The sequence below is a fragment of the Streptomyces sp. NPDC085460 genome, from assembly GCF_044541975.1.
In the GTDB taxonomy this organism is placed as follows: domain Bacteria; phylum Actinomycetota; class Actinomycetes; order Streptomycetales; family Streptomycetaceae; genus Streptomyces.
On record NZ_JBITTO010000001.1, the window covers coordinates 23,350 to 43,150 of the forward strand.

The 19,801-nt window shown below is 74.0% G+C and carries 18 protein-coding genes; 13 read left to right on the top strand and 5 right to left on the bottom strand.

Features of this window, described 5'->3' with window-relative positions:
• Positions 1–15: 15 nt before the first annotated feature.
• Positions 16–333: an SAV_915 family protein gene (locus ACIGHB_RS00105; protein WP_360319339.1), complete on the top strand. Its 318-nt coding sequence runs from the start codon at positions 16–18 to the stop codon at positions 331–333.
• A gap of 194 nt (positions 334–527) precedes the next feature.
• Entirely contained in the window at positions 528–1,013 is a 486-nt protein-coding gene (locus tag ACIGHB_RS00110; RefSeq protein WP_360319337.1) for an SRPBCC family protein, read from the top strand.
• Between the two features lie 103 nt (positions 1,014–1,116).
• On the opposite strand, the gene ACIGHB_RS00115 is transcribed toward ACIGHB_RS00110, so the two are convergent.
• Positions 1,117–2,256, bottom strand: coding sequence for a helix-turn-helix transcriptional regulator (locus ACIGHB_RS00115; RefSeq protein ID WP_360319335.1), 1,140 nt, complete (start codon positions 2,254–2,256; stop codon positions 1,117–1,119).
• A 262-nt stretch (positions 2,257–2,518) separates the two neighbouring features.
• Here ACIGHB_RS00115 and ACIGHB_RS00120 point away from each other — a divergent pair, with 262 nt between their 5' ends.
• From ACIGHB_RS00120 to ACIGHB_RS00160, 9 genes are all read left to right on the top strand, one after another.
• Positions 2,519–3,256, top strand: a complete 738-nt coding sequence (locus tag ACIGHB_RS00120; protein WP_399908098.1) for an NAD(P)-binding domain-containing protein — start codon at positions 2,519–2,521, stop codon at positions 3,254–3,256.
• A 60-nt stretch (positions 3,257–3,316) separates the two neighbouring features.
• Entirely contained in the window at positions 3,317–4,180 is an 864-nt protein-coding gene (locus ACIGHB_RS00125) for an AfsR/SARP family transcriptional regulator (protein WP_360319331.1), read from the top strand.
• A gap of 141 nt (positions 4,181–4,321) precedes the next feature.
• Entirely contained in the window at positions 4,322–5,695 is a 1,374-nt protein-coding gene (locus ACIGHB_RS00130) for an FAD-binding oxidoreductase (protein ID WP_399908102.1), read from the top strand.
• Positions 5,696–5,829: 134 nt separating this feature from the next.
• Entirely contained in the window at positions 5,830–7,197 is a 1,368-nt protein-coding gene (locus ACIGHB_RS00135) for an MFS transporter (protein WP_360319327.1), read from the top strand.
• Positions 7,198–7,326: 129 nt separating this feature from the next.
• On the top strand, positions 7,327–8,385 hold the full coding sequence (locus ACIGHB_RS00140; protein ID WP_388874340.1) for an AMP-binding protein: 1,059 nt from the start codon (positions 7,327–7,329) through the stop codon (positions 8,383–8,385).
• On the top strand, positions 8,385–9,761 hold the full coding sequence (locus ACIGHB_RS00145; protein WP_399908106.1) for an aldehyde dehydrogenase family protein: 1,377 nt from the start codon (positions 8,385–8,387) through the stop codon (positions 9,759–9,761). The genes ACIGHB_RS00140 and ACIGHB_RS00145 overlap by 1 nt, the downstream gene beginning before the upstream one ends.
• Before the next feature lie 86 nt (positions 9,762–9,847).
• On the top strand, positions 9,848–10,243 hold the full coding sequence (locus ACIGHB_RS00150) for a tyrosinase family oxidase copper chaperone (RefSeq protein ID WP_360319321.1): 396 nt from the start codon (positions 9,848–9,850) through the stop codon (positions 10,241–10,243).
• Positions 10,244–10,272: 29 nt separating this feature from the next.
• Positions 10,273–11,193, top strand: coding sequence for a grixazone synthase (griF, locus tag ACIGHB_RS00155; RefSeq protein WP_360319319.1), 921 nt, complete (start codon positions 10,273–10,275; stop codon positions 11,191–11,193).
• A 79-nt stretch (positions 11,194–11,272) separates the two neighbouring features.
• Positions 11,273–12,538: an MFS transporter gene (locus ACIGHB_RS00160; RefSeq protein ID WP_399908111.1), complete on the top strand. Its 1,266-nt coding sequence runs from the start codon at positions 11,273–11,275 to the stop codon at positions 12,536–12,538.
• Positions 12,539–12,598: 60 nt separating this feature from the next.
• Here the strand turns inward: ACIGHB_RS00160 and griH are convergent, their stop codons facing one another.
• The 4 genes from griH to ACIGHB_RS00180 form a co-directional block, all read right to left on the bottom strand.
• Positions 12,599–13,705 (bottom strand): 3-amino-4-hydroxybenzoic acid synthase, encoded by a 1,107-nt coding sequence (gene griH, locus ACIGHB_RS00165; RefSeq protein WP_360319315.1) that lies wholly within the window; start codon positions 13,703–13,705, stop codon positions 12,599–12,601.
• A 33-nt stretch (positions 13,706–13,738) separates the two neighbouring features.
• Positions 13,739–14,569 (bottom strand): 2-amino-3,7-dideoxy-D-threo-hept-6-ulosonate synthase, encoded by an 831-nt coding sequence (locus ACIGHB_RS00170; protein WP_360319313.1) that lies wholly within the window; start codon positions 14,567–14,569, stop codon positions 13,739–13,741.
• Positions 14,570–14,636: 67 nt separating this feature from the next.
• A complete protein-coding gene (locus ACIGHB_RS00175; RefSeq protein ID WP_360319311.1) occupies positions 14,637–15,899 on the bottom strand; it encodes an aspartate kinase in 1,263 nt (420 codons plus the stop codon).
• A 177-nt stretch (positions 15,900–16,076) separates the two neighbouring features.
• The gene (locus ACIGHB_RS00180) at positions 16,077–17,120 is read right to left on the bottom strand and encodes an Lrp/AsnC family transcriptional regulator (protein ID WP_399908115.1); all 1,044 of its coding nucleotides are present in this window, start codon (positions 17,118–17,120) and stop codon (positions 16,077–16,079) included.
• A 113-nt stretch (positions 17,121–17,233) separates the two neighbouring features.
• Here ACIGHB_RS00180 and ACIGHB_RS00185 point away from each other — a divergent pair, with 113 nt between their 5' ends.
• Both ACIGHB_RS00185 and ACIGHB_RS00190 read left to right on the top strand, forming a co-directional pair.
• A complete protein-coding gene (locus ACIGHB_RS00185) occupies positions 17,234–18,484 on the top strand; it encodes an MFS transporter (protein WP_399908117.1) in 1,251 nt (416 codons plus the stop codon).
• Complete coding sequence (locus ACIGHB_RS00190) at positions 18,481–19,797, top strand: amidohydrolase (protein WP_399908120.1); 1,317 nt, start codon at positions 18,481–18,483, stop codon at positions 19,795–19,797. Before ACIGHB_RS00185 ends, ACIGHB_RS00190 begins: the two co-directional genes overlap by 4 nt.
• Positions 19,798–19,801 lie beyond the last annotated feature (4 nt).

The following is a 19,801-nucleotide window of genomic DNA, read 5'->3' on the forward strand; positions in this document are numbered from 1 at the left end:
GTCCGGGAGGAACCGATGGAAGACGCCCTGTACGGAGACGCCGCGGAGCCCGGGGGCCGGCGCCGGGCCGGACGGCTCTGCGTGCCGGTCCGGCCGGGTCCCCGCGCCTGCGTGACCCGGCTGTTCCGCACGCCGTTCGGGGACAGGACCGCCGTCGCCTTCAGCTGCCCCGCCCGGCTGAGGGAGGTCCTGGGGCCGGCCCAGGCGTGGATCGTCCTGTCGGAACCGGCGCTGCGGGCGCTCGTGGCGCCGCTGGGCGTCCGCGAACTGCGGATAGACCCCGCGCGCCTCCCCGCACCCGCCCCGGCACCCGTCCCCGCGCCGGTGGCCTGAGCCGGCCGCCGCCGGACGTGACCCCTCCCCGATCCGAGCCGTACCGCCGACGACCGGCGGGTACGGCGACGGCCGGGGGGTACGGCGACGGCCGGCGGGTATGGCGACGGCCTACGAACGGGCCTGCCGATCCGGTACCTTACCCGCGGGTAGCGGGTCGGTGGCCGTCCCGTACCGGGCGAGGGGAGACCGTCATGGAACGGCAGTGGAGCCTGGAGGAGAGCACGGTCGTGGACGCCCCGCCGGAGCGCGTCTACGCGTGGGTGTCGGACCTGCGGAACATGGGGCGCTGGAGTCCGGAGTGCCGGTACGTGTGGGTGCCGCGGCCGCCCGCGCGCGCCGGCACCCGCTTCGTCGGCTTCAACCGGCGAGGTCCCTTCGCCTGGCCGACCTTCGGGCGGGTGGTCCGGGCGGCTCCGGGCGGCGAGTTCGTCTTCGACGTCGGAGTCCTCGGACTGCCCATCGCCCGCTGGGGTTACCGATTCGAGCCGGAGGGGGAGGGGACGCGGCTCACCGAGTTCTGGGAGGACCTGCGGACCGGGGGCCGCCGGGCCAGGGCCGCCGAACTGCTGGGCACCGTCTTCGCCGGCACGAACACCGCCCGCCGCGTCGCCGTCAACCGCGCCGGCATGCGGACCACCCTGGCCCGCATCGCCGAGACGGCCCGCATGACCGCCTGAGGCGCGGAGACCGGCCGCGGTGCCGGGACCGCCCGAGGCGCGGAGACCGCCCGTGGTGCCGGAAGCGCCGGGCCCGGGCCGTCGGTGAACCCGTGCTCCCGCCTCATTCGCCGTGGACCCGGACGATCCCCTTCTCCGCGAACGGCGCGTAGTACTCCGTGAAGAGCTTGCCGACCAGCTCGCCGCGGCTGGAGACGCCGACCTTCTCGAAGACGCCCTTGATGTAGTCGCGGACGGTGTGCGGGGAGAGGTGGAGCTGTTCGGCGATCTTCCCGGTGGGCAGCCCGCGCGCGATGCACTGCGTCACCTCGGTCTCCCGCTCGGTCAGTTCGAAGGCGTCCACGATCAGCGGCACGATCTCGGAGGTCTTGGCCGGCTCGATCACCACGGCCGAGGGCCCGAGGCGTCCGTCCGCCTCGCGCAGGCAGGAGGCGTGGCAGACCAGCCAGTGGCCGGTCCGGGTGCGCACCCGGACCCGGGCGTGGCCCCGGTCGCGGTCCTGGGAGATGGCGCGGGCCTTGAGCGCGGTGGCCTGGACCCAGGCGGGCACCCGGAGCCCCGCGGCGGTGATGGCCGGCCCCTCGGGGAGGTCCGCGAGGTGGGCGCGGGCGTCGTCGTTCGCCGACAGGAGGGCGCCGGAGGCGTCGAAGAGCAGCAGGCCGGGGCCGTGCGGGGAGTCCGGCAGCGCCTGCGGGGCCGTGCCGGCGAAGGAGCGCAGCCGGCGGGCGAGCGGGGTGACCAGGCTCTCGACGAGCCGGGTCTCCGCCGGGCCGAACGCGGGCCGCCCGTGGGCGCGGAAGAGGCTGATGTGACCGTGCGGGCGGCCGCCGACGCGCAGCACGGCCCGTAACTCGTCCTGGAGGCCCCGGGGCTTCATGAAGGAGTGGTAGAGGCTGCTGCGGGCCGGCAGGTCGCCGGTGGTCTCGCGCAGGCCCGCCACCGGCACCTTGGCCTGGGCGAGGTCGCGGAAGAGGTTCACGTTCTCGGTGAAGAGCTCGGTCTCCCAGTAGACGGCGCAGCCGTGCTCGTCGAGGTTCTCGGCGCGGATGGGCGCGGCCATCATGCCCGTCTCCGGGTCCGTGACGCGCCAGACGGCGGCGTCGTACGGCAGGAGCCGTCGGACGTGGTGGGACGCCTCGGCGAACATGCCGAGGGCGTCGTCGGCCTTCGCGGCCCGGGCGAGCAGCTCGGCGCGGCCGATCTCGATTCGGGAAACGCGTGAAACGCGGCTGGCACTGGTCACCCCTTGATCCTGACAGGCCGCGGGCCGGTCGCCAACCCCTCACTTGAGGGGGGTGAAACCCAAGGTCGTGTCAGCAAAGGATTAAGGCGCTGCGAGAGCGTTCATTCGACAGGTCGACGCGTTCTCGCGCAACCCCCCGAAAGGGGGGATGGAACGGAGGGAACACTGCGGGAGAATTTTTTCCGTGTGCATTTCGACAGGGCCCGGGGTACTCCACGGCGCCTTTTCGGACAGTGACTTCTCGGCAGGCGGTGGGACGCGTATGAGGGTGGGCATCATCGGTGCGGGCGCCATGGGCAGGGCCATGGCCCGCCGTGCGGCGCGGGCGGGATCGATCGTACGGCTCGCCGACCGCAGCGCCGGCCGCGCCCGCCTGGTGGCCCGCGAGACGATGGCCGGAACCCCAGGGGTCGTCGAGGCGTCGAGCATCCGCGCCGCCCTGCGTCCGGGTCTCGTGATCCTCGCGCTGGACCGGGCCGATTCCCTGGAGTTCCTGCGCCGGCACGGCCGGCTGCTGGCCGGAAAGGTGCTCGTGGAGGTGACGGCGCCGCGGACCGACGCGTACGGGACCGACGCGTATGGGACCGACCCGTGTGGCGCGGACCCCTGCGGGGCGGACGCGTACGGGACCGACCCGTGCGCGGCGGGCCCGTGCGCGGCGGGCGGGTACGGGTCCCGGGCGTCCGGCGCGGGGATGGGAGACCTGATGGCGGCCGTGCCCGGCGCCTCCTGGGTGCGGGCCTGCGCCGCCGGCGACGCGGAGTCGATCTACCGTGGCCTGATCGACGGGCATCCCGTCGACATATTCGTCGCCGCCGACGACGAATCGGCCAAGATTCGGGTGATCGAGCTGGCCAATCGCTCGGGCCTGCGGGCCCTGGACGCCGGAAGACTCGACCGGGCACGAGTTCTCGACGAATTGACATCTTTGGGTAGGGAAATCAGCCACAGGCTGGCTGCGCCGGAAGGCTGGGCAATAAAGTTGCTGCCCAGTTGGTGAGAACGGTCGTCGGATCGGCGTCCGAATTCCACCGGCAATCCGATCTTGGGGGAGAGATCCATGACCAGGGAACCGGCGAGTTTTCTCGCCCTGGGGGCGCTCGTCGTGCACGGCGCGGGCGGCGAGGTGAAGCTGAGCGGCAACCGGCAGCGCATCTTGCTGACCATGCTGTTGCTCGAAGGCAACAGGGTCGTCCCCGTCGACCGTCTCATCCGGGCCATCTGGGGCGACGCGCCACCCGCCACCGCCCGGAGCCAGATCCGGATCTGCGTCTCCTCGCTGCGCCGCCAGTTCGCCTCCGGCGACGTCGCCGCGACCATCGAGACCCACAAGACCGGATACCGGCTGAGGACCCCGGAATCCGCCATCGACCTGCACCGCTTCAGCCGCCTGATATCCAGGGCCCGGGGCGAGGCCGCCGACCGCCCCGACTGCGAGCTGGCGTCGCTCTACCGAGAGGCCCTCGCCCTGTGGCGGGGGCCTCTCGGCGAAGGACTCGGCAGCCCGCTCCTCGACACCGTGGCGCTCAAGTACCACGAGGACTACCACTCCGCCCTGGAGGACTGCTACGAGCTGGAGCTGCGGCTCGGCTACCACCGCCGGGTCCTCGGCGAGCTCACCCACCACGTCTCCGAGCACCCGTTCCGCGAGACGCTCATCGCCCAGCTGATGATCGCCCTCTTCCGCTCCGGGCGGACCGCGGACGCCCTCGCGCTGTTCCGCGACACCCACCGCCGCTTCCGCGACGAGCTCGGCATCGTGCCCGGCGAACGGCTCCAGTCGATCGAGAGCCTGATCCTCGGCGCCACCGACAAGACGACCACCGACCGCTGCGGTCTGCCCGACGGCTCCGTCCCGCACTCCTGGCCCGACGAGGCCCTGCTCTTCGGGCAGCCGGCGGGCGCCGGCCGCGCCCGCCACTGACCGGCCCCCCCTCAGCTGAGGGGGGAGGGCCGGGCGAAGTCCCTCCTCCGCAGGGGATGGGGCGCCCCGCGCGCGACGGAAAGACTCGGGGCGCATCCAGGCACGGCGCACATCCGCCGTACACAGAGAGAGGGGCCGCCCATGGCTCGCCAGCCTCAGTACTCAGCCATCCCGGACGGGGCGGTGGACCGGCTCGTCTCCGAGGTGAAGGGCGAGGTCTTCCTTCCGGACGACCCGGGGTACGAGGCCGAGCTCGACGGCTTCAACCGGATCGGCCGGCACCACCCGGCGATCGTGGTGGGCGCGATCACCGCCGAGGACGTCGCCGTCGCCGTCCGCGTCGCCGCCGAACTCGGGCTGCCCGTCGGCGTCCAGGCCACCGGCCACGGCATCGCCGCCCCCGCCGAGGACGCGCTGCTCGTCACCACCCACCGGATGAACACCGTGGCCGTCGACCCCGTCGCCCGGATCGCCCGCGTCGAGGCCGGCGCCCAGTGGCACCAGGTCATCGCCACCGCCGCCTACCACGGCCTCGCACCCCTCAACGGCTCCTCGCACCTGGTCGGCGTCGTCGGCTACACCCTCGGCGGCGGCCTCGGCCCGCTCGGCCGGCTGTACGGATACGCGGCCGACCACGTCACCCGCGTGCACCTCGTCACCGCCGACGGACAGCACCGCACCGTCACCCCCGACAGCCACGGCGAACTGTTCTGGGCGCTGCGCGGCGGCAAGGGCAACTTCGGCATCGTCACCGCCCTGGAGTTCGGCCTCGTCCCCGTCACCCGGCTCTACGGCGGCGGCCTCTACTTCCCCGGCGCCCAGGCCGCGGCCGTGCTCGACGCCTGGCGCGACTGGACCCGGACCGTGCCCGAGACCCTGACCTCCTCCGTGGCCCTGCTCCGGCTGCCCGGACTGCACCAGGTGCCCGGCCACCCGGCGGGCGAACTCGCCGTCCACGTCCGGATCGCGTTCACCGGCGGCCAGGAGGAGGGCGAGAAGCTGGTGCGCCCGCTGCGCGAGGCCGGCACGCTCCTCGCCGACACCGTCGCCGACATGCCGTACCGCGACGTCGCCCAGATCCACCAGGACCCGACCGAGCCGCTTCCCTACCACGAACGCAACCTCGTGCTGCGGGAGTTCGACGAGGACGCGCTGGCCGCCCTGCTCGCCGCTGCCGGTCCCGGCAGCGCCTGCACCGACCCGATGGTGGAGCTCCGGCACCTCGGCGGGGCGCTGTCCCGGCCGCCGGCCGTACCCAACGCGGTCGGCCGCGACGGCGCGTACACCCTGTCCACGCTCTCCCTGCCCGGCTCCCCGGACGTCGTGCTCCCGCCGCTGTCCGGCTGGTCCACCGGGCGCCGCTACCTCAACTTCCTCGCCGGAGCCGACACCGCCGGCTCCGCCCCGGACTGCTTCGACGAGGCGACCCTCGCCCGGCTGCTCCAGGTCAAGAAGGACTACGACCCGCACAACACCTTCCGGCTCGGACACGCGCTGCTCCCCGGCGCCTCCTGAGCCCCCGCGCCGGCCGGGCCGGGCCCGTACAACCCCCGGCGGGCCCGCCCGGCCTCCCTCCGCCGCGGCTGCCGCGCAGCCCCGGCCCCCCTTCCCCGTCCCGCGACCCCGCTCGTCTCCCCAGGAGGAGACCCATGACCACCGACCAGGCCCTGTCCACCGTTCCCGGGCAGCCGGCCGCCGTCCTCGGCGCCCGTTCCGCCGGACTCCGCTACGGCGCCCTCTTCGGGCCCGCCGTCTTCGGCGTCACCGCCGCCGGCGTCGCCCTGCCCGACGTCGCCAAGGCCCTCCAGGCCACGCCCGCCACCGCCGCCTGGGTGCTCACCGCCCACGCCCTCGCGCTCGGCGTCGGCACCGCCCTCTTCGGCCGCCTCGCCGACGCGAAGGGGGTCCGCGCCTCGCTGCTCGTCGGCTCCGCCGTCCTCGCCGTCGGCACCCTGATCTGCCTGCTGGCCCCGAACATCGGCGTCCTCGTCGGCGGCCGCTTCGTCCTCGCCGCGGGATCCGGCGCCATGACCTCCGGCGCCCTCGCCCTCTGCGCCGCCGCGCCCCCCGCCGACCGGCCCAAGGTGCTGGGCGGATTCGGCGCCACCATGGCCGTCTTCTCGGCCAGCGCCACCCTCGCCGGCGGCGTGTTCACCCAGTGGGTGACCTGGCGGATCGCCCTGGTGCTGCCCGCCCTGTCGCTGCTCGCGGTGCCGCTGTGCCTGCGCGCCGCCTCGGCCCGGGCCGGCAGCGGACGCAAGCTCGACCTGCCCGGCGCGGTCCTGCTGACCGCCGCCGCCATGTCCTTCCTGCTGCTCATCCAGTCGTACGCGCTCGGCCTGTCCACCCCGGTCGTGATCGCCCTCGCCGCCGCGCTCGTGGTGTCCCTGGGCGGCCTGATCCAGCGGGTGCGGACCACGGAGGGCTCGTTCGTGCCGCGCCGCCTCGTCGCGGACAGCGTGTTCCTGCGCGCCTCGGTCACCGGCGTCGGCGCCTACGCCGGCCTGTTCGCCGCCATGTACCTGGTGCCGCAGATCCTCGTCGGCGGGCACGGCTGGAGCGTCCTGGCCGTCGGCTCGTGGCTGCTGCCCGGCGCCATCGTCGGCGCGGTCCTGTCCCGCTTCGCCGGCAAGTTCGCCGGCGGGAGCGCCGGCGCCGTGATGCTCAGCGCGATCGCCCTCGCGATGGCCCTGGTGCTCGCCCTGACGGCCGCCACCACCCACCCGGCGCCGCTGCTCATCGGCGCCTCGCTCGGCTTCGCCGCCTTCGCCGTCACCCAGGTCATCACCACCGCCCTGATGGCTGCGCACATCGAACCGGCCCAGCGCGGCGGCGCGATGGGCCTGCTCAACCTGACCTTCTTCGTCGGCGGCGGCGTCGGCAGCGCCACCGCCGGCGCGCTCGTCAAGTCGATGGACCTGACCACCGTGCTCGCCGTCGTCGCGGTCTTCCCGCTGGTCGCCGCGGCCGCCGCGCTCACCCTGCGCTCCGGGGACGGCGCCGCCAAGGGGGCCTGACCCCCGGCAGGTCCACCAGGCCGCCCCGCGGCCCCCGCACCGAAACAACACCAATACAGCCGCGATAGGCGCCGACCGAAGGATGGGCACGTCGGCGCCTCTTCGCGTTGAAGGAGACCAGTACCCGCCATGACCGACTCCCCGACCACGGAATTCGACCTGCACATACGCAAGCTGATGGCCTGGCACTTCGGTGCCGGCACCGGCTCGCCGTTCTGGCTCGCCAAGCGCGACAGCCTCGGCTTCGACCCGCTCACCGACGTCGGCGGCCTCGCCGACCTCACCCGCTTCCCCGACGTCAGCGCCGAACTGCGCACCGTGCCCGTCGGCGACCTCATCCCGCGCGGCGTCTCCGGCCGCGTCTTCCGCGTGTACGACTCCGGGGGCACCACGGGCTCCCCGAAACGGATCGTCGACAGCGCCGCCCGCGCCGAACTCCTCGTCTGGGCCCGGCAGCGGCTCATCGAGAGCGGCGTGCCCGCCGAGGGCGACTGGCTGCACCTGGGCCCGAGCGGCCCGCACGTCATCGGCTACGACGTCTCCCGCTACGCCGCCCTGTCCGGCGCCCTCTTCCACACCGTCGACCTCGACCCGCGCTGGGTCAAGCGCCTGCTCGCCGACGGCCGCGAGGACGAGTCCGAGCGCTACGTCCAGCACCTGCTCGACCAGGCCGAGACCATCCTCACCAGCCAGAAGGTGGCCGTCCTCAGCACCACCCCGCCGCTCCTGGAGGCCCTCTGCGCCCGCCCCGCGCTCTACGAGCGGGTGCGCGCCGAGGTGAAGGCGGTCATCTGGGCCGGCACCTCCATCAGCGCCGAGAGCCTGCGCACCCTGGACGAGGACTTCTTCCCCGAGGCGGCCGTCGTCGGCGTCTACGGCAACAGCCTGATGGGCGTCGCCCCGCAGCGCCCGGCCGCCCCCGGCGACAGCCACCCGTGCGTCTTCGAGCCTTACCCGGCCACCACCCGCCTCGAACTCGTCGACGACGACGGCCGGCCCGTGCCGTACGGGGAGCGCGGCCGCGTCCGCCTGCACCTGGTCGCCGAGGAGATGTTCCTGCCCAACGTCCTGGAGCGGGACAGCGCGATCCGGATCGCCCCGCGCCCCGGCTCTCCCGTGGACGGCCTCGCCGACGTCCAGACCTACCGGGCCGTCGACGACGTGCGCGTGATCGAGGGGGTCTACTGATGACCGGCACCCCGCCGATCCCCGTCGACCCGCTCGTCTGCGGCCGGCCCGTCACCAGCTCCGACCGCGGCCGGCTGCCCGACGTGCGCGGCGGCGACCTCGCCGACGTCGGCTCCGCGCCCCGGCTCATGGCGCTCTCCGCCCTGCGCGAGCTGCGCGCCCACGCCGACGGCGTCCCGGTCGCCCAGGAGGTCTTCGACCGTGCGGCCGGGCTCTTCGAGGAGGCCACCCTGGAGGGGGAGTCGCCCGAGGAGTACGCCGACCGGGTCTCGTACGCCACCGGCCTCACCGCGGCGGCCGTCGCCCAGTCCGTCCGCGACCTCGTCGACGAACTGCGCGAGCTGTCCGAGACGACCGCCGCCGAACTGCCCGGCACCGGCTTCGGCGCCGGCTTCGCGACCCGCTGGGTGGCGCGCGGACGGGTCTTCGCCGCCGTCATGGCCAGCAACCACCCGACGCCCAACGTCACCTGGGCGCAGGCCCTCTTCCACGGCTACAGCGTGGCCGTGAAGCCGGGCAGCCGCGACCCGTTCACCCCGCTGCGGCTCACCCGCGCGCTGCTCGCCGCCGGACTGCCGGCGCGGAAGCTGGCCTTCCTGCCGGCCTCGCACAAGACCGGCGAGTTCCTGCTCCAGGAGGCCGACCGCGGCATCGTGTACGGCGGGGACAGCGCCGTGCGCCGCTGGCAGGGCGACGAGACGGTCGCCGTACGCGGTCCGGGCCGTACGAAGGCGCTGCTGGACGCGGAGGCCGACGAGCCCACCGTCGCCCACCTGGCGCTCTCCGCCTCCTTCGACGGCGGCACCCGCTGCACCAACCTCTCCGCGGTCCTGACCACACGCCCGGTGCCGGAGGTCGCCGACGCGCTCGCCGCGCGCCTGGCCGCCCTGCCGAGCGTGCCCGTCACCACCGCCGGTGCCACCCTCCTGGTCGCCGACCGGGACCGGGCGGACCGGATCCGGCGCCAGGTGGACGAGCTGCGGGCGACGCCCGGGGTGACCGACCACAGCGCGGACCACGACCCGGCGGGCGCCGGCACGGTCGTCGAACTCGCCGACGGCTCGCGGCTGCTGCGGCCGGTCGTGCTGTCGGTCGACCGGGTCGACCATCCGGTGGTCGGCACCGAGCTGCCGTTCCCGTTCGTGGTCGTGGCGCCCTGGACGGCCGCCGACGGGGTCGCCCCGCTGCGCGAGTCGCTGGCCCTCAACCTGCTCACCGAGGACGAGGAGCTGGTCGACGCGGCCGTGCGCGAGCCGTCGGTCCGCAAGGTGACGCGCGGTCCGGTCCTGCCGTGGACGGCGGTGCCGGGCATCCCGCACGACGACAACTACACGCAGTTCCTGCTGGAGCCCAAGGGCGTCGTGGCCGCGGGCTGACGCGCCCGCCCCCGTACCGCTGAACCGTTTCCCCTCCCGTCCCCACCCCAAGGTCCCCCTCCGTCCCCCTCAGAGAGGAATCCAGCGTGTCCATCAAACGACGCGACATGGTCAAACTGACCGCCGGCGCCGCCCTCGTCGCCTCCGCCGCCGCCGTCCCCTTCGTCACCGGCGCGGCCGGCGCCGACGAGGCCCCCGCCCAGGCCGCCGCCGGCGCCGACGGGGGCGAGTACACCGAGACGTACCAGGGCCGCACCATCCGGGTCGCGTCCGCCGCGGCCGGCGGCGGCGTGTTCATCGACGACCGTCCCCTGCACCTCATGAAGTTCGCCGACGACGCCTACCTCAGCTCGCTCTGCCACTACGAGATGGCGCCGACCCCGCTGGTCGCCGCCCGGCGCGCCGTCGAGGAGCTCCGCGGCGCCCACCTCCTGCCGACCGTCCACGGCGCCCACGTCATGGACGCCACGACGCCCGCCTGACCCGACCGCCCCCGAAACGGAGCTCCGCCATGGTCCACGTACGCAAGAACCACCTCGACATGACGGCCGAGGAGAAACGCCGCTTCATCCACGCGGTCAAGGAGATCAAGCGCAGAGGCATCTACGACCGCTTCGTCGACCTGCACATACGCATCAACTCCCAGGACTACCTGGACAAGGTCACCGGCAAGCGGCTCGGCCACATCAACCCCGGCTTCCTGCCCTGGCACCGCCAGTACCTGCTGCGCTTCGAGCGCGAGCTGCAGAAGGTCGACAAGCGGGTCACCCTGCCCTACTGGGACTGGTCGACCGACCACGGGGTGGACTCCCCGCTGTGGGCGGACAACTTCATGGGCGGCAACGGACGCCCCGGCGACCGCCGGGTCATGACCGGCCCGTTCGCCCGCGACAACGGCTGGGTCCTCAACGTCAGCGTCATCCCCGTCGGCGACGAGCACCCCGCCCTCAACGGCAACTACACGCACGACGACCGGGACTACCTGGTGCGGGACATGGGCACGCTGACCGACCGGCTGCCCACCCCCAAGGAGCTCGACGACACCCTGAACCTGAAGGTGTACGACTCGGCGCCGTTCAACCACACCTCGGGCAGCGAGCCGCCGTACGCCAGCTTCCGCAACCACCTGGAGGGCTACACCAAGTTCGCCTGGGAGCAGAGCGCCGGCAAGCTGCACGCGGCGGGGCACGTGTGGGTCGGCGGCCACATGATGTACATCGGTTCGCCCAACGATCCGGTGTTCTTCCTCAACCACTGCATGATCGACCGGTGTTGGGCCCTGTGGCAGGCCCGCAACCCCGAGGTCCCGCCCTACCTTCCGGTGGAGCCCACCCAGGACGTCCCCGACCTCAACACCCCGCTGGGTCCCTGGCACACCATGAGGCCCAAGGACCTGATCGACCACACCAAGTGGTACCGCTACGACAACTGACGCCCCCAGGCGCCGGACCGCGGTCTCCCCGGAGGCCGGGGTCCGGCGCCTTCGTGTCTTCCCACCCCGAGGAGGAATCGTGCTCGCCCGAAGACACTCTCCCGTGGCCGTCCTCGCCCTGTGCTGGGCGGCGGTCTTCTTCGACGGCTTCGACGTCATGGTGTACGGCGCGAGCCTGCCGTACATGCTCGACGACCCCGCGTTCGGTCTCGGTACGGCGACGGCCGGCACCATCGGCAGCTGGACCACCTTCGGCATGCTGCTCGGCGCCCTCGGCTGCGGCAGCCTCACCGACGGCCTGGGCCGCCGCCCGGTCCTCGTCGGCTGCGTCCTCGCCTTCTCCGCCGGCTCGGGCGTCTGCGCCGCGGCCGGCTCGGTCGGCGTCTTCGGCGCCGGCCGCTTCCTGGCCGGCCTCGGCCTGGGCGGGCTGATCCCCGTCTGCCTCACCGTCGTCGCCGAGTTCACCCCCGCCCGCCGGCTGCCGCTGGCCACCGGCATCGTCATGTCGGCGTACCACGCCGGAGGCATGACGGCGACCGGCGTCGGGCTCGCCCTCGCCCCCTCGCACGGCTGGCGCTGGGCCTTCGCCGCGGGCGTCCTGCCCGCGCTCGTGGTCGTACCGCTGCTGCTCCGCTTCCTGCCCGAGTCGCCGACCGTCCTGGCCGGCCGGGCCCGGCGGGACGAGGGGCGGCCCCGGCGGACCCACGCCGTGGCCGAGCTCGTCGGGCCCGCGCACCGCGCGTCCACCCTGCTCCTGTGGCTGGCCTCCGCCTGCGGCCTGATGCTCGTGTACGGCCTGAGCACCTGGCTGCCGCAGCTGATGCGGGTCTCGGGCTACGGGCTCGACTCCTCGGTCGGCTTCCTGATGGCGGTCAACGCGGGCGGCATCGCCGGCATGCTCCTCGCCGGCTGGGTCGCCTCGCGGTTCGGCGCCGTACCGGTGGCCGGAACCTGGTTCGTGCTGACGGCGGGCTCCCTGCTGCTGCTCTCGGCGCGGATGCCCGTAGCGGTGACGTACGTCGTCGTCACCGTCACCGGGATCTGGCTCTACAGCGCCTCGACCATGGTCTACGCGGTCGCCGGCGGCCACTACCCGGCGGCGCTGCGGGCCACCGGGCTCGGCTGGGTGGCGGGGGTCGGCCGGCTCGGCGCCGTCCTCAGCCCCTGGCTGGGCGGCTACCTCTTCTCGCGCGGCCACGGCCGGTGGGGCTTCTTCGTCTTCGCCGCGGCCGGCCTGACCGGAGCGGTCGCGGTGTTCCTGAGCCGGGCGGCGGCGCGCCGTGCGGCGCCGGGCGACCCGGCCGGGCCGGCGCCGGAGGCGAAGGCCCGCTCGGCCACCGCGTGAAACGGCCCCGGCCGTGCCACCCGCGAGGGTGACACGGCCGGGAGCTCACCGCGGAGGGACCTACTTCTCCAGGCAGAACTCGTCGATCGGGTAACCGACGTGACGGTCCTCGCTCGGCAGGTAGCCGAGCACGATGTCACCCGGCTTCAGCTCCGTGCTGTTGAGCACCACGCCCTCCGGGCCGAGGACCCGGACGTGCCAGTCGTCCTGGAGGATCAGGTTGACCCGCTGCCCGTTGGGGGCCTCGGCGTCGATGGAGATCAGCGGACGGGACTCGATCTTCACCCGGCCGACCGTGACCAGACGCGTGTTGCCCTTCACGTCGACCGCGGTGACCTTGCTGCCGGCCTTGAGCTCGCTGAGGTAGTTGGTGCGCTCGTCCTTGCCCAGCGTGTACGAGTGGATCGCGCCGGCGTTGACCCGGAACGGGCGGGTCGGCATGTACGGCAGCGGGTGCGTCTCGCTGACGCACAGGATCATGCCCTTGGAGTGCGAGCCGACCAGGATGCCCTCGTCCTCGCGGAAGTGCGTGCAGGTGTCGACGCAGGCCCGCTCGCCCATGCCGATGTGGGTGGTCTCCACGATCCGCAGCTCGGTGAGGTTGACGTTCGGCACGTCGGCCTGGGCCGCCCGCTTCAGGGCGGCGGTGTCACCGACCTTCGCCGGGGCCATCATGACGCCGTCCGAGCCGTGCTCCAGGACACCGAAGATGATCTCGGCCTCCTCGACGTCCTGCGCCACGGTGACGAGCGAACCGGTGGCCCGAGCCGCCGCCGCGATCACGATCTCCAGCGGGATCTTCGTGGGGTCGCGGAACAGCAGCACGCTCCACTTCTCGGTGCGCGCCGACTCGCAGGCGTCCTCCAGGGTGGGGGCGTCGACGATCTCGACGAAACGGCCGACCTCCACCTCGGGGTGGGCCAGGGCGACCTCGGCCGGGGACACGCCGTGCTTGTCGGGGTCGACGATGACGACGGTGGCGTCCCCGAAGTCCTCCGGCAGCGGCTTGCCCTGCGGGAACAGGACCTTGGTGATGGTCGGCGGCAGGTCCTTGAGGTGCTCGGTGTCGTCGGCGACGACCGCCTCCACCCGGTGGTGCAGCGCCTCCTGGAGGATCGCCTCACGGGCCTCGCCGAGCGAACGGATGTCGAGCCAGCTGATCTTCACGGAACTCTCCTGATCTGTCGGTCTGTCAACGCTTCAGCGAGTCGTCTGGACGACGCGGTGCGGGTGGAGCGGCGGTGCGGGGACGGCGGAGCGCCGTCCGTGCACCAGGTCGGAAAGCTTGTCGGTGAGGGCGCCCGGGTTCGGGGCCTGGAAGACGTTGCGGCCCATGGCGATGCCGGCGGCGCCGCCCGAGAGGGCCTCCTCGACGTAGGCGAGGGTGGCCGCCTCGTCGTCGTTGCGGGGACCGCCGGTCACGATGACCGGGACCGCGGCGGTGGCGGTGACGTCCCGCATCGCCTCGACCGAGCCGACGTACGGGCTCTTCACGATGTCGGCGCCGAGGTCGGCGGCGAGCTGGACCGCGTGGGCGACCAGGGCGGGGTCGCGCGGGTCGACGATCTTGGGGCCGCGCGGGTACATCATCGCGAGCAGCGGAACGTTCCAGCGGTCGCAGGCGTCGCCCACCGCCGCCAGGTCCGCGACCTGCTCGCGCTCCTCGTCGGAGCCCAGGTTGACGTGCACGCTGACCGCGTCGGCGCCCAGCCGCAGCGCCTCCTCGACCCCCGCCACCAGGTACTTGGCGTTCGGGTCGGGCGCGTGCACGGTGCTGGCGGACAGGTGCACGATCAGCGAGGTGTGGGCGAACCACTCGGGGTCGATCCGCCGGAGCGCGCCCTTGTGCAGCACGACGGCGTCCACGTGGTGGCGGGCCAGGTCGCCGACGAGCTCGCCGACCCGGCTGCCGCCGGTCACGGGACCGTCGGTGACGGAGTGGTCGAGCGGTACGACGAGGAGCCGGTCCGGGGCGTGGCGGTACAGCCTCCGGAGCCGTAGCCGGCGGGCGAAGGACAACTGCTCGGTCATCGTTTCCTCTTCCGGAGGGGGGTGGTGTGCGGGCGGCCCGGGCGCGGGCGGGGTACGGCCGCCGGGCTCATGAGCGGCTCGCGAGGGTCAGCGGGGCGTCGTCGGGCGAGCCGTCGAGCTCGAACTCGGTGTGCAGCAGCCGGACCGCGCGGTCCGCCTCGGCCCGCGGCACCGTCACCGAGATCCGCAGCTGGGAGGCGGAGAAGGCGCCGGCGGTGATGCCGCGGCCGGTGAGCGCGGACAGCATCCGGGCCGCGTACTGGGGGCGGCTGAGCAGGCCCTTGCCGACGATCGACACCTTGGCCACCGTGTCGTCCACGGTGAGCGCCCCGGCGCCGTCGGCCGCGTGCGCGGCGAGGAAGTCCCGTACGGCCGCGACCCGGGTGTGCGGCACGGTCAGCCCGATGGTGTGGCCGCCGCCGTCCTCCTCGTGCACGGACGTCATGTCCGCCGGCACGGCCTGCTGGCCGAGCGCGCGGAAGACGCTCAGCGCCGGGTTCTCCGCACTCCGCGCGGTGCGCACCGTGACGCGGGCCGCGTCCCGGTCGTGGACGACCGCCATGACGGCGGCCTGGGTCTCTAGCATGTTGTCTCCGTCCGTCGCGTGGATACGGGTGCCGACCTCGGGGGCCGCGGAGTCGCCGACGTGGATGTCGAGGCCGCAGAGCGCGGCGAGTTCGACGGCGCGGGAGTGCATGACCTTCGCGCCGGCGAAGGCCATCTCCGCCATGACGTCCATGTCGAGCCGGGGCATCAGCCGGGCCGTGGGGACCAGGCGGGGGTCGGCGGTGAGCACGCCGGGGACGTCGGTGTAGATCTCACAGTGACCGGCGCCCAGTTCGGCCGCCGCGGCGACCGCGGTGGTGTCGGAGCCGCCGCGGCCCAGCGTGATGACGTCGCCGGCCGCGTCGACGCCCTGGAAACCGGCGATGACCACGACCCGGCCGGCGTCGAGGAGCCGTTCGGCGCGCTCGGTGTCGATGGCGACGATGACGCCCGCGCCCGGCGGCCCGGAGGCGAGGATCCCGGTCTGCGCCCCCGCGAGGGCGGCGGCGGGAGTGCCGAGCCGCTGCAGGGCCATGGCCGTGAGGGCGGCGGAGGCCGCCTCACCGGTGGCGAGGAGCTGGTCGAGCTCGCGGCCGTCGGCGTCGGGGTTGATCTCGCCCGCCGTGCTGATGAGGTGGTCGGTGGTCTTGCCCTGGGCCGAGACGACGACGGCGACGCGCCGGCCGGTCGCGGCGACGCGGGCGATCCTGCGGGCCACCCGGCGCAGGTGTGCGGTGGTGGCCAGGGAGCTGCCGCCGTACTTCTGTACCACTGTGCTGCCCATCACTCCCCCACTCGCCGGTGAACTCGTGCCACCGAGCCAACCGGAGAGCCGTATCGGGCCCCGTATCGCCCGGGCTATCCGGAGCGCATCGGGGTCGCATCGGAGCGTGACGGCGCCGGAGACCGGCGTGCGCGGCGCGGTGGGGGCGGACGGGGGGCGTCCGGGCGGCGCCCGGGGTCACACCCCGGGCAGCGCGAAGGGGACGTGCCCGGTGGCACGGCCGGTGTCGTCGAGGAGGCGCCCCATGCGCTTGCGGGAGCGCAGCAGGACGGTGCGGTCGCTCACCCGCAGCAGCGGGAAGCGCTCGGCGAGCTGGGCCTCGAAGGGGTCGATCGCGTGCAGGCCGCGCAGCCAGACCATCACGAGGAGGTTGTCGGAGCCGCTGACGGAGACGGCGAGGCGGACCGCGTCCATCCGGGCCAGCGCGGTTCCCGTGGCCGCGAGGTGGGTGTGCGGGACGGCGGTCCGGTACAGCACCACCGTCGAGAGCCCCGCGAGCGGATGGGCCAGATCGCAGCGGAAGGTGATGTCGCCGTCGCGGACCAGCCGCCGGAGCCGGCGGCGGGCCGTGTGCTCGCTCGTTCCCGCCCGCGCCCCGAGCTCGGTGTAGCCGAGGCGCCCGTCGACACCGAGGGCCGCGAGCAGGGCCTGGTCCTCCGGTGCGGGCGGGTGGTGCATGCGCGCGCTGTACGCGGTCGAGCCCGGGGCGCGCGGGGCGGCGAGTTCCGCGTGCCCGGCGGGCTCCATGGCCCGCATCCGCCAGTCGCCGCCTTCGCCGTACAGCGTGATCCCGAGGCGGGTCCGGGTGGACCGCACGCCCTTCAGCCCGCCGATCAGACCGTGCACGGAGCGGCCGAGGGACGGCAGGTCGGCGGCGACGACGGACGCCAGGAGGTCGAAGTCCCCCGCGGTCTCGTCGACGCTGAAGACCCACGGCATGCCGGCGAGGGCGCGGCTGACCGCTTCGAGCGACCGCGGCCGGCACCGCACCTCGACGTAGGCGACGGTCGCCGACTTCGCCGCGTCGTACGCGGTGACCCAGGCCAGACCGTGCGCGCGCAGCCGTTCCCACCGCCGGGCCACCGTGGTCGCGTCCACCCCGAGGGCCTTGCCGATCTGCGACCACGGTGCGCGGGGAGCGGCCTGGAGGGCGTCGACGAGCGCGAGGTCCAACTCGGAGAAGCGCATGGGCGGGCCGGGGGAGCGGGAATCGGGTGCCATGGCGCCTTCCCTGATGCTTTCCTGCAATTCTCCGGGGCTTCCGGTCACAGGCCGGATGGTAGGGGCACTTCCGGCCGATGCCCAGTTTCGGCCACGGTGATGAGGAGTGCCGCGTGTCTGCTCCGTCCCCGCAGTCCGCCCGGAGAACCGTCCGGATCACGGTCGCCCTGCTGTTCGCCGCCTGGCTCGTCGACTACGCCGACCGGCTCGTCATCAATCTGGTCCTGCCCTCCCTCGGCGCCGAGTTCGACCTCAGCCGGGGGCAGCAGGGCCTGATCGTCTCCGCCTTCTTCCTCGCGTACGCCCTCGCCCAGATCCCCGGCGGCATGCTCGCCGACCGGTACGGCGCGCGCCGGGTCACGCTCTGGGCCCTGCTGACGTGGTCGGCGTTCACCGCGCTGACCGGCTTCGCCTGGTCGTTCGCCGTGCTGCTCGTGCTGCGGTTCGCGTTCGGCGCCGCCGAGGGCGTCTTCCCGCCCGCCGCGCTGAAGGTCCTCGTGGAGCGGACCGCACCGGGGGAGCGGATGGCCGCCAACGGCCTGATCATGAGCTCCAACGCGGTCGCCGGCGTCCTCACCCCGCTCCTCGTCGCTCCCCTGATCGCGGCCTTCGGCTGGCGTTCGGCGTTCTTCTCGACGGCGGCGCTCGGCGTCTTCGTCCTCGTGGCGGTACGGCTGTGGCTCCCCGCCCCGCTGCCCCGTACGGAACCGGCGCCGGGCAGCCTCCGCGGGGGCGCGCGAGCCGTGCTGCGCATGGGCGTGGTCTGGCGCTTCAGCGCCCTGATGTTCGGCTACAGCGCGATCGTCTGGGGCTTCAACACCTGGGTGCCCTCCTACCTCGTCGACGAGCACGGGGTCTCCCTCGCCACGGCCGGGACCCTGGTGGCCGTCCCGGCTCTGGCCGCGGCCGGCGCGATCGTCGCCGGCGGCCGGATCTCGGACCGGCTCGGCGGCCACCACCGCAAGGTGATCGTCCCCGCCATGGCGGTGGCCTCCGCCATGCTGCTCCTGACGGCCTACTCGTCCTCGCTCACCGGCTTCGTCGTCTTCGGCACCCTCGCCTCGGTCGCCGTCTCCCTCTGCTACATGCCCGTCCTGGCCGTCCCGCTGAGCGGACTGGCCCCGGAGCAGGTGGGCGTGGGCAGCGCCGTCGTCGTCCTCGGCGGCCAGGTGGCCGGCATGGCCGTACCGCCCGTCGTCGGCGCGCTCGCCGACGCCTTCTCCTACCAGGTGGCCTTCGCCTCCCTGGTCCTCGGCGCCGTGATCGCCGCCGTCATGGCCCTGCTGACCCCGCAGGACGCCGCCTCCTTCCGGACCGCCACCGGCGCGTCCCCCCTTCCCGCGCCCGCAGAGGAGCACGCGTGACCGCCACTTCCCTCACCCGTCTGCTGTCCGGCCTCCAGGACCGCCTGCCCGGACTGCGCGCCGTGTACGAGGACCTGCACGCCCACCCCGAGCTGTCGTTCCAGGAGTTCCGTACGGCCGGGATCGTCGCCGACCGGCTGCGGCGGCAGGGCTGGGACGTCACCGAGGGCGTCGGCGGCACCGGCGTCGTCGGCGTCCTCGCCAACGGCGAGGGCCCCGTGGTCCTGCTCCGCGCCGACATGGACGGCCTCCCGGTCCTGGAGAGGACGGGGCTGCCGTACGCCTCCCGTGCGACCGCCGTCGACGCCGAGGGCCACGAGGTCCCCGTGATGCACGCCTGCGGCCACGACATGCACGTGACCTGCCTCCTCGGCGCCACCGACCGGCTGGCCGCCGCCCGGGGGGAGTGGCGCGGCACGGTCGTCGCCGTGTTCCAGCCGGCCGAGGAGGTCGGCGGCGCGCCGGCGATGATCGAGGACGGCTTCCTGGAGCGCTTCCCGCGCGCCGACGTCTGCCTCGGCCAGCACGTGGCCCCCGCGCCCGCCGGCTTCGTCGGCACCCGGCCGGGTCCGGTGATGGCGGCCTCCGACAGCCTGCTGGTCCGCCTCTTCGGCCGGGGCGGACACGGCTCGGCGCCCGAGTCGACCGTCGACCCGGTCGTCATGGCCGCGGCGCTCGTCATGCGGCTCCAGACGATCGTGTCCCGGGAGACGGGGGCGGCGCAGACCGCGGTGGTGACCGTCGGCTCGCTGCACGCGGGCACCAAGGAGAACATCATCCCCGACACAGCCGAGCTGCGGATCAACATCCGCTCCACGACGCCCGCGGTACGGGACCGGGTCCTCGCGGCCGTCGAACGGATCGTCCGGGCCGAGGCCGCCGCCTCCGGCGCCCCGAAGGACCCCGAGATCACCGGCCTCAACTCCTTCCCCGTCACCGTCAACGACGGGCCCGCCACGGACACGGTGATGACGGCGATCGCCGGCGCCCTCGGCCGGGAGCGGGTCTTCACGCTGCCCCAGACGCTCACCGGCAGCGAGGACTTCGGCGTCTTCGGCACGGCCCTCGGCGTCCCCTCGGTCTTCTGGCACTTCGGCGGCGCCGACCCGGCCCTCTTCCGGGACGCGGACCCCAGGGCGCTGCTGACCGACGGGCTTCCCGCGACCGTCCCCGCCAACCACTCGCCGTACTTCGCCCCCGTGCCCGACCCCACGATCCGGATCGGCGTGACGACCCTGCTCGCGGCGGCCGCCGCGTGGCTGTGCCCCGAGGGCCCCCGGGACACCGGCGGCACCGGCGGCCCGGTGGGCTGACGTA

What these genes read in the sequence shown, in the direction of transcription:
- ACIGHB_RS00105 (WP_360319339.1), top strand. Translation starts at nt 16, where the DNA reads ATGGAAGACGCCCTGTACGGAGACGCCGCGGAGCCCGGGGGCCGGCGC.
- ACIGHB_RS00110 (WP_360319337.1), top strand. Translation starts at nt 528, where the DNA reads ATGGAACGGCAGTGGAGCCTGGAGGAGAGCACGGTCGTGGACGCCCCG.
- ACIGHB_RS00120 (WP_399908098.1), top strand. Translation starts at nt 2,519, where the DNA reads ATGAGGGTGGGCATCATCGGTGCGGGCGCCATGGGCAGGGCCATGGCC.
- ACIGHB_RS00125 (WP_360319331.1), top strand. Translation starts at nt 3,317, where the DNA reads ATGACCAGGGAACCGGCGAGTTTTCTCGCCCTGGGGGCGCTCGTCGTG.
- ACIGHB_RS00130 (WP_399908102.1), top strand. Translation starts at nt 4,322, where the DNA reads ATGGCTCGCCAGCCTCAGTACTCAGCCATCCCGGACGGGGCGGTGGAC.
- ACIGHB_RS00135 (WP_360319327.1), top strand. Translation starts at nt 5,830, where the DNA reads ATGACCACCGACCAGGCCCTGTCCACCGTTCCCGGGCAGCCGGCCGCC.
- ACIGHB_RS00140 (WP_388874340.1), top strand. Translation starts at nt 7,327, where the DNA reads ATGACCGACTCCCCGACCACGGAATTCGACCTGCACATACGCAAGCTG.
- ACIGHB_RS00145 (WP_399908106.1), top strand. Translation starts at nt 8,385, where the DNA reads ATGACCGGCACCCCGCCGATCCCCGTCGACCCGCTCGTCTGCGGCCGG.
- griF (WP_360319319.1), top strand. Translation starts at nt 10,273, where the DNA reads ATGGTCCACGTACGCAAGAACCACCTCGACATGACGGCCGAGGAGAAA.
- ACIGHB_RS00170 (WP_360319313.1), bottom strand. Translation starts at nt 14,569, where the DNA reads ATGACCGAGCAGTTGTCCTTCGCCCGCCGGCTACGGCTCCGGAGGCTG.
- ACIGHB_RS00175 (WP_360319311.1), bottom strand. Translation starts at nt 15,899, where the DNA reads ATGGGCAGCACAGTGGTACAGAAGTACGGCGGCAGCTCCCTGGCCACC.
- ACIGHB_RS00180 (WP_399908115.1), bottom strand. Translation starts at nt 17,120, where the DNA reads ATGGCACCCGATTCCCGCTCCCCCGGCCCGCCCATGCGCTTCTCCGAG.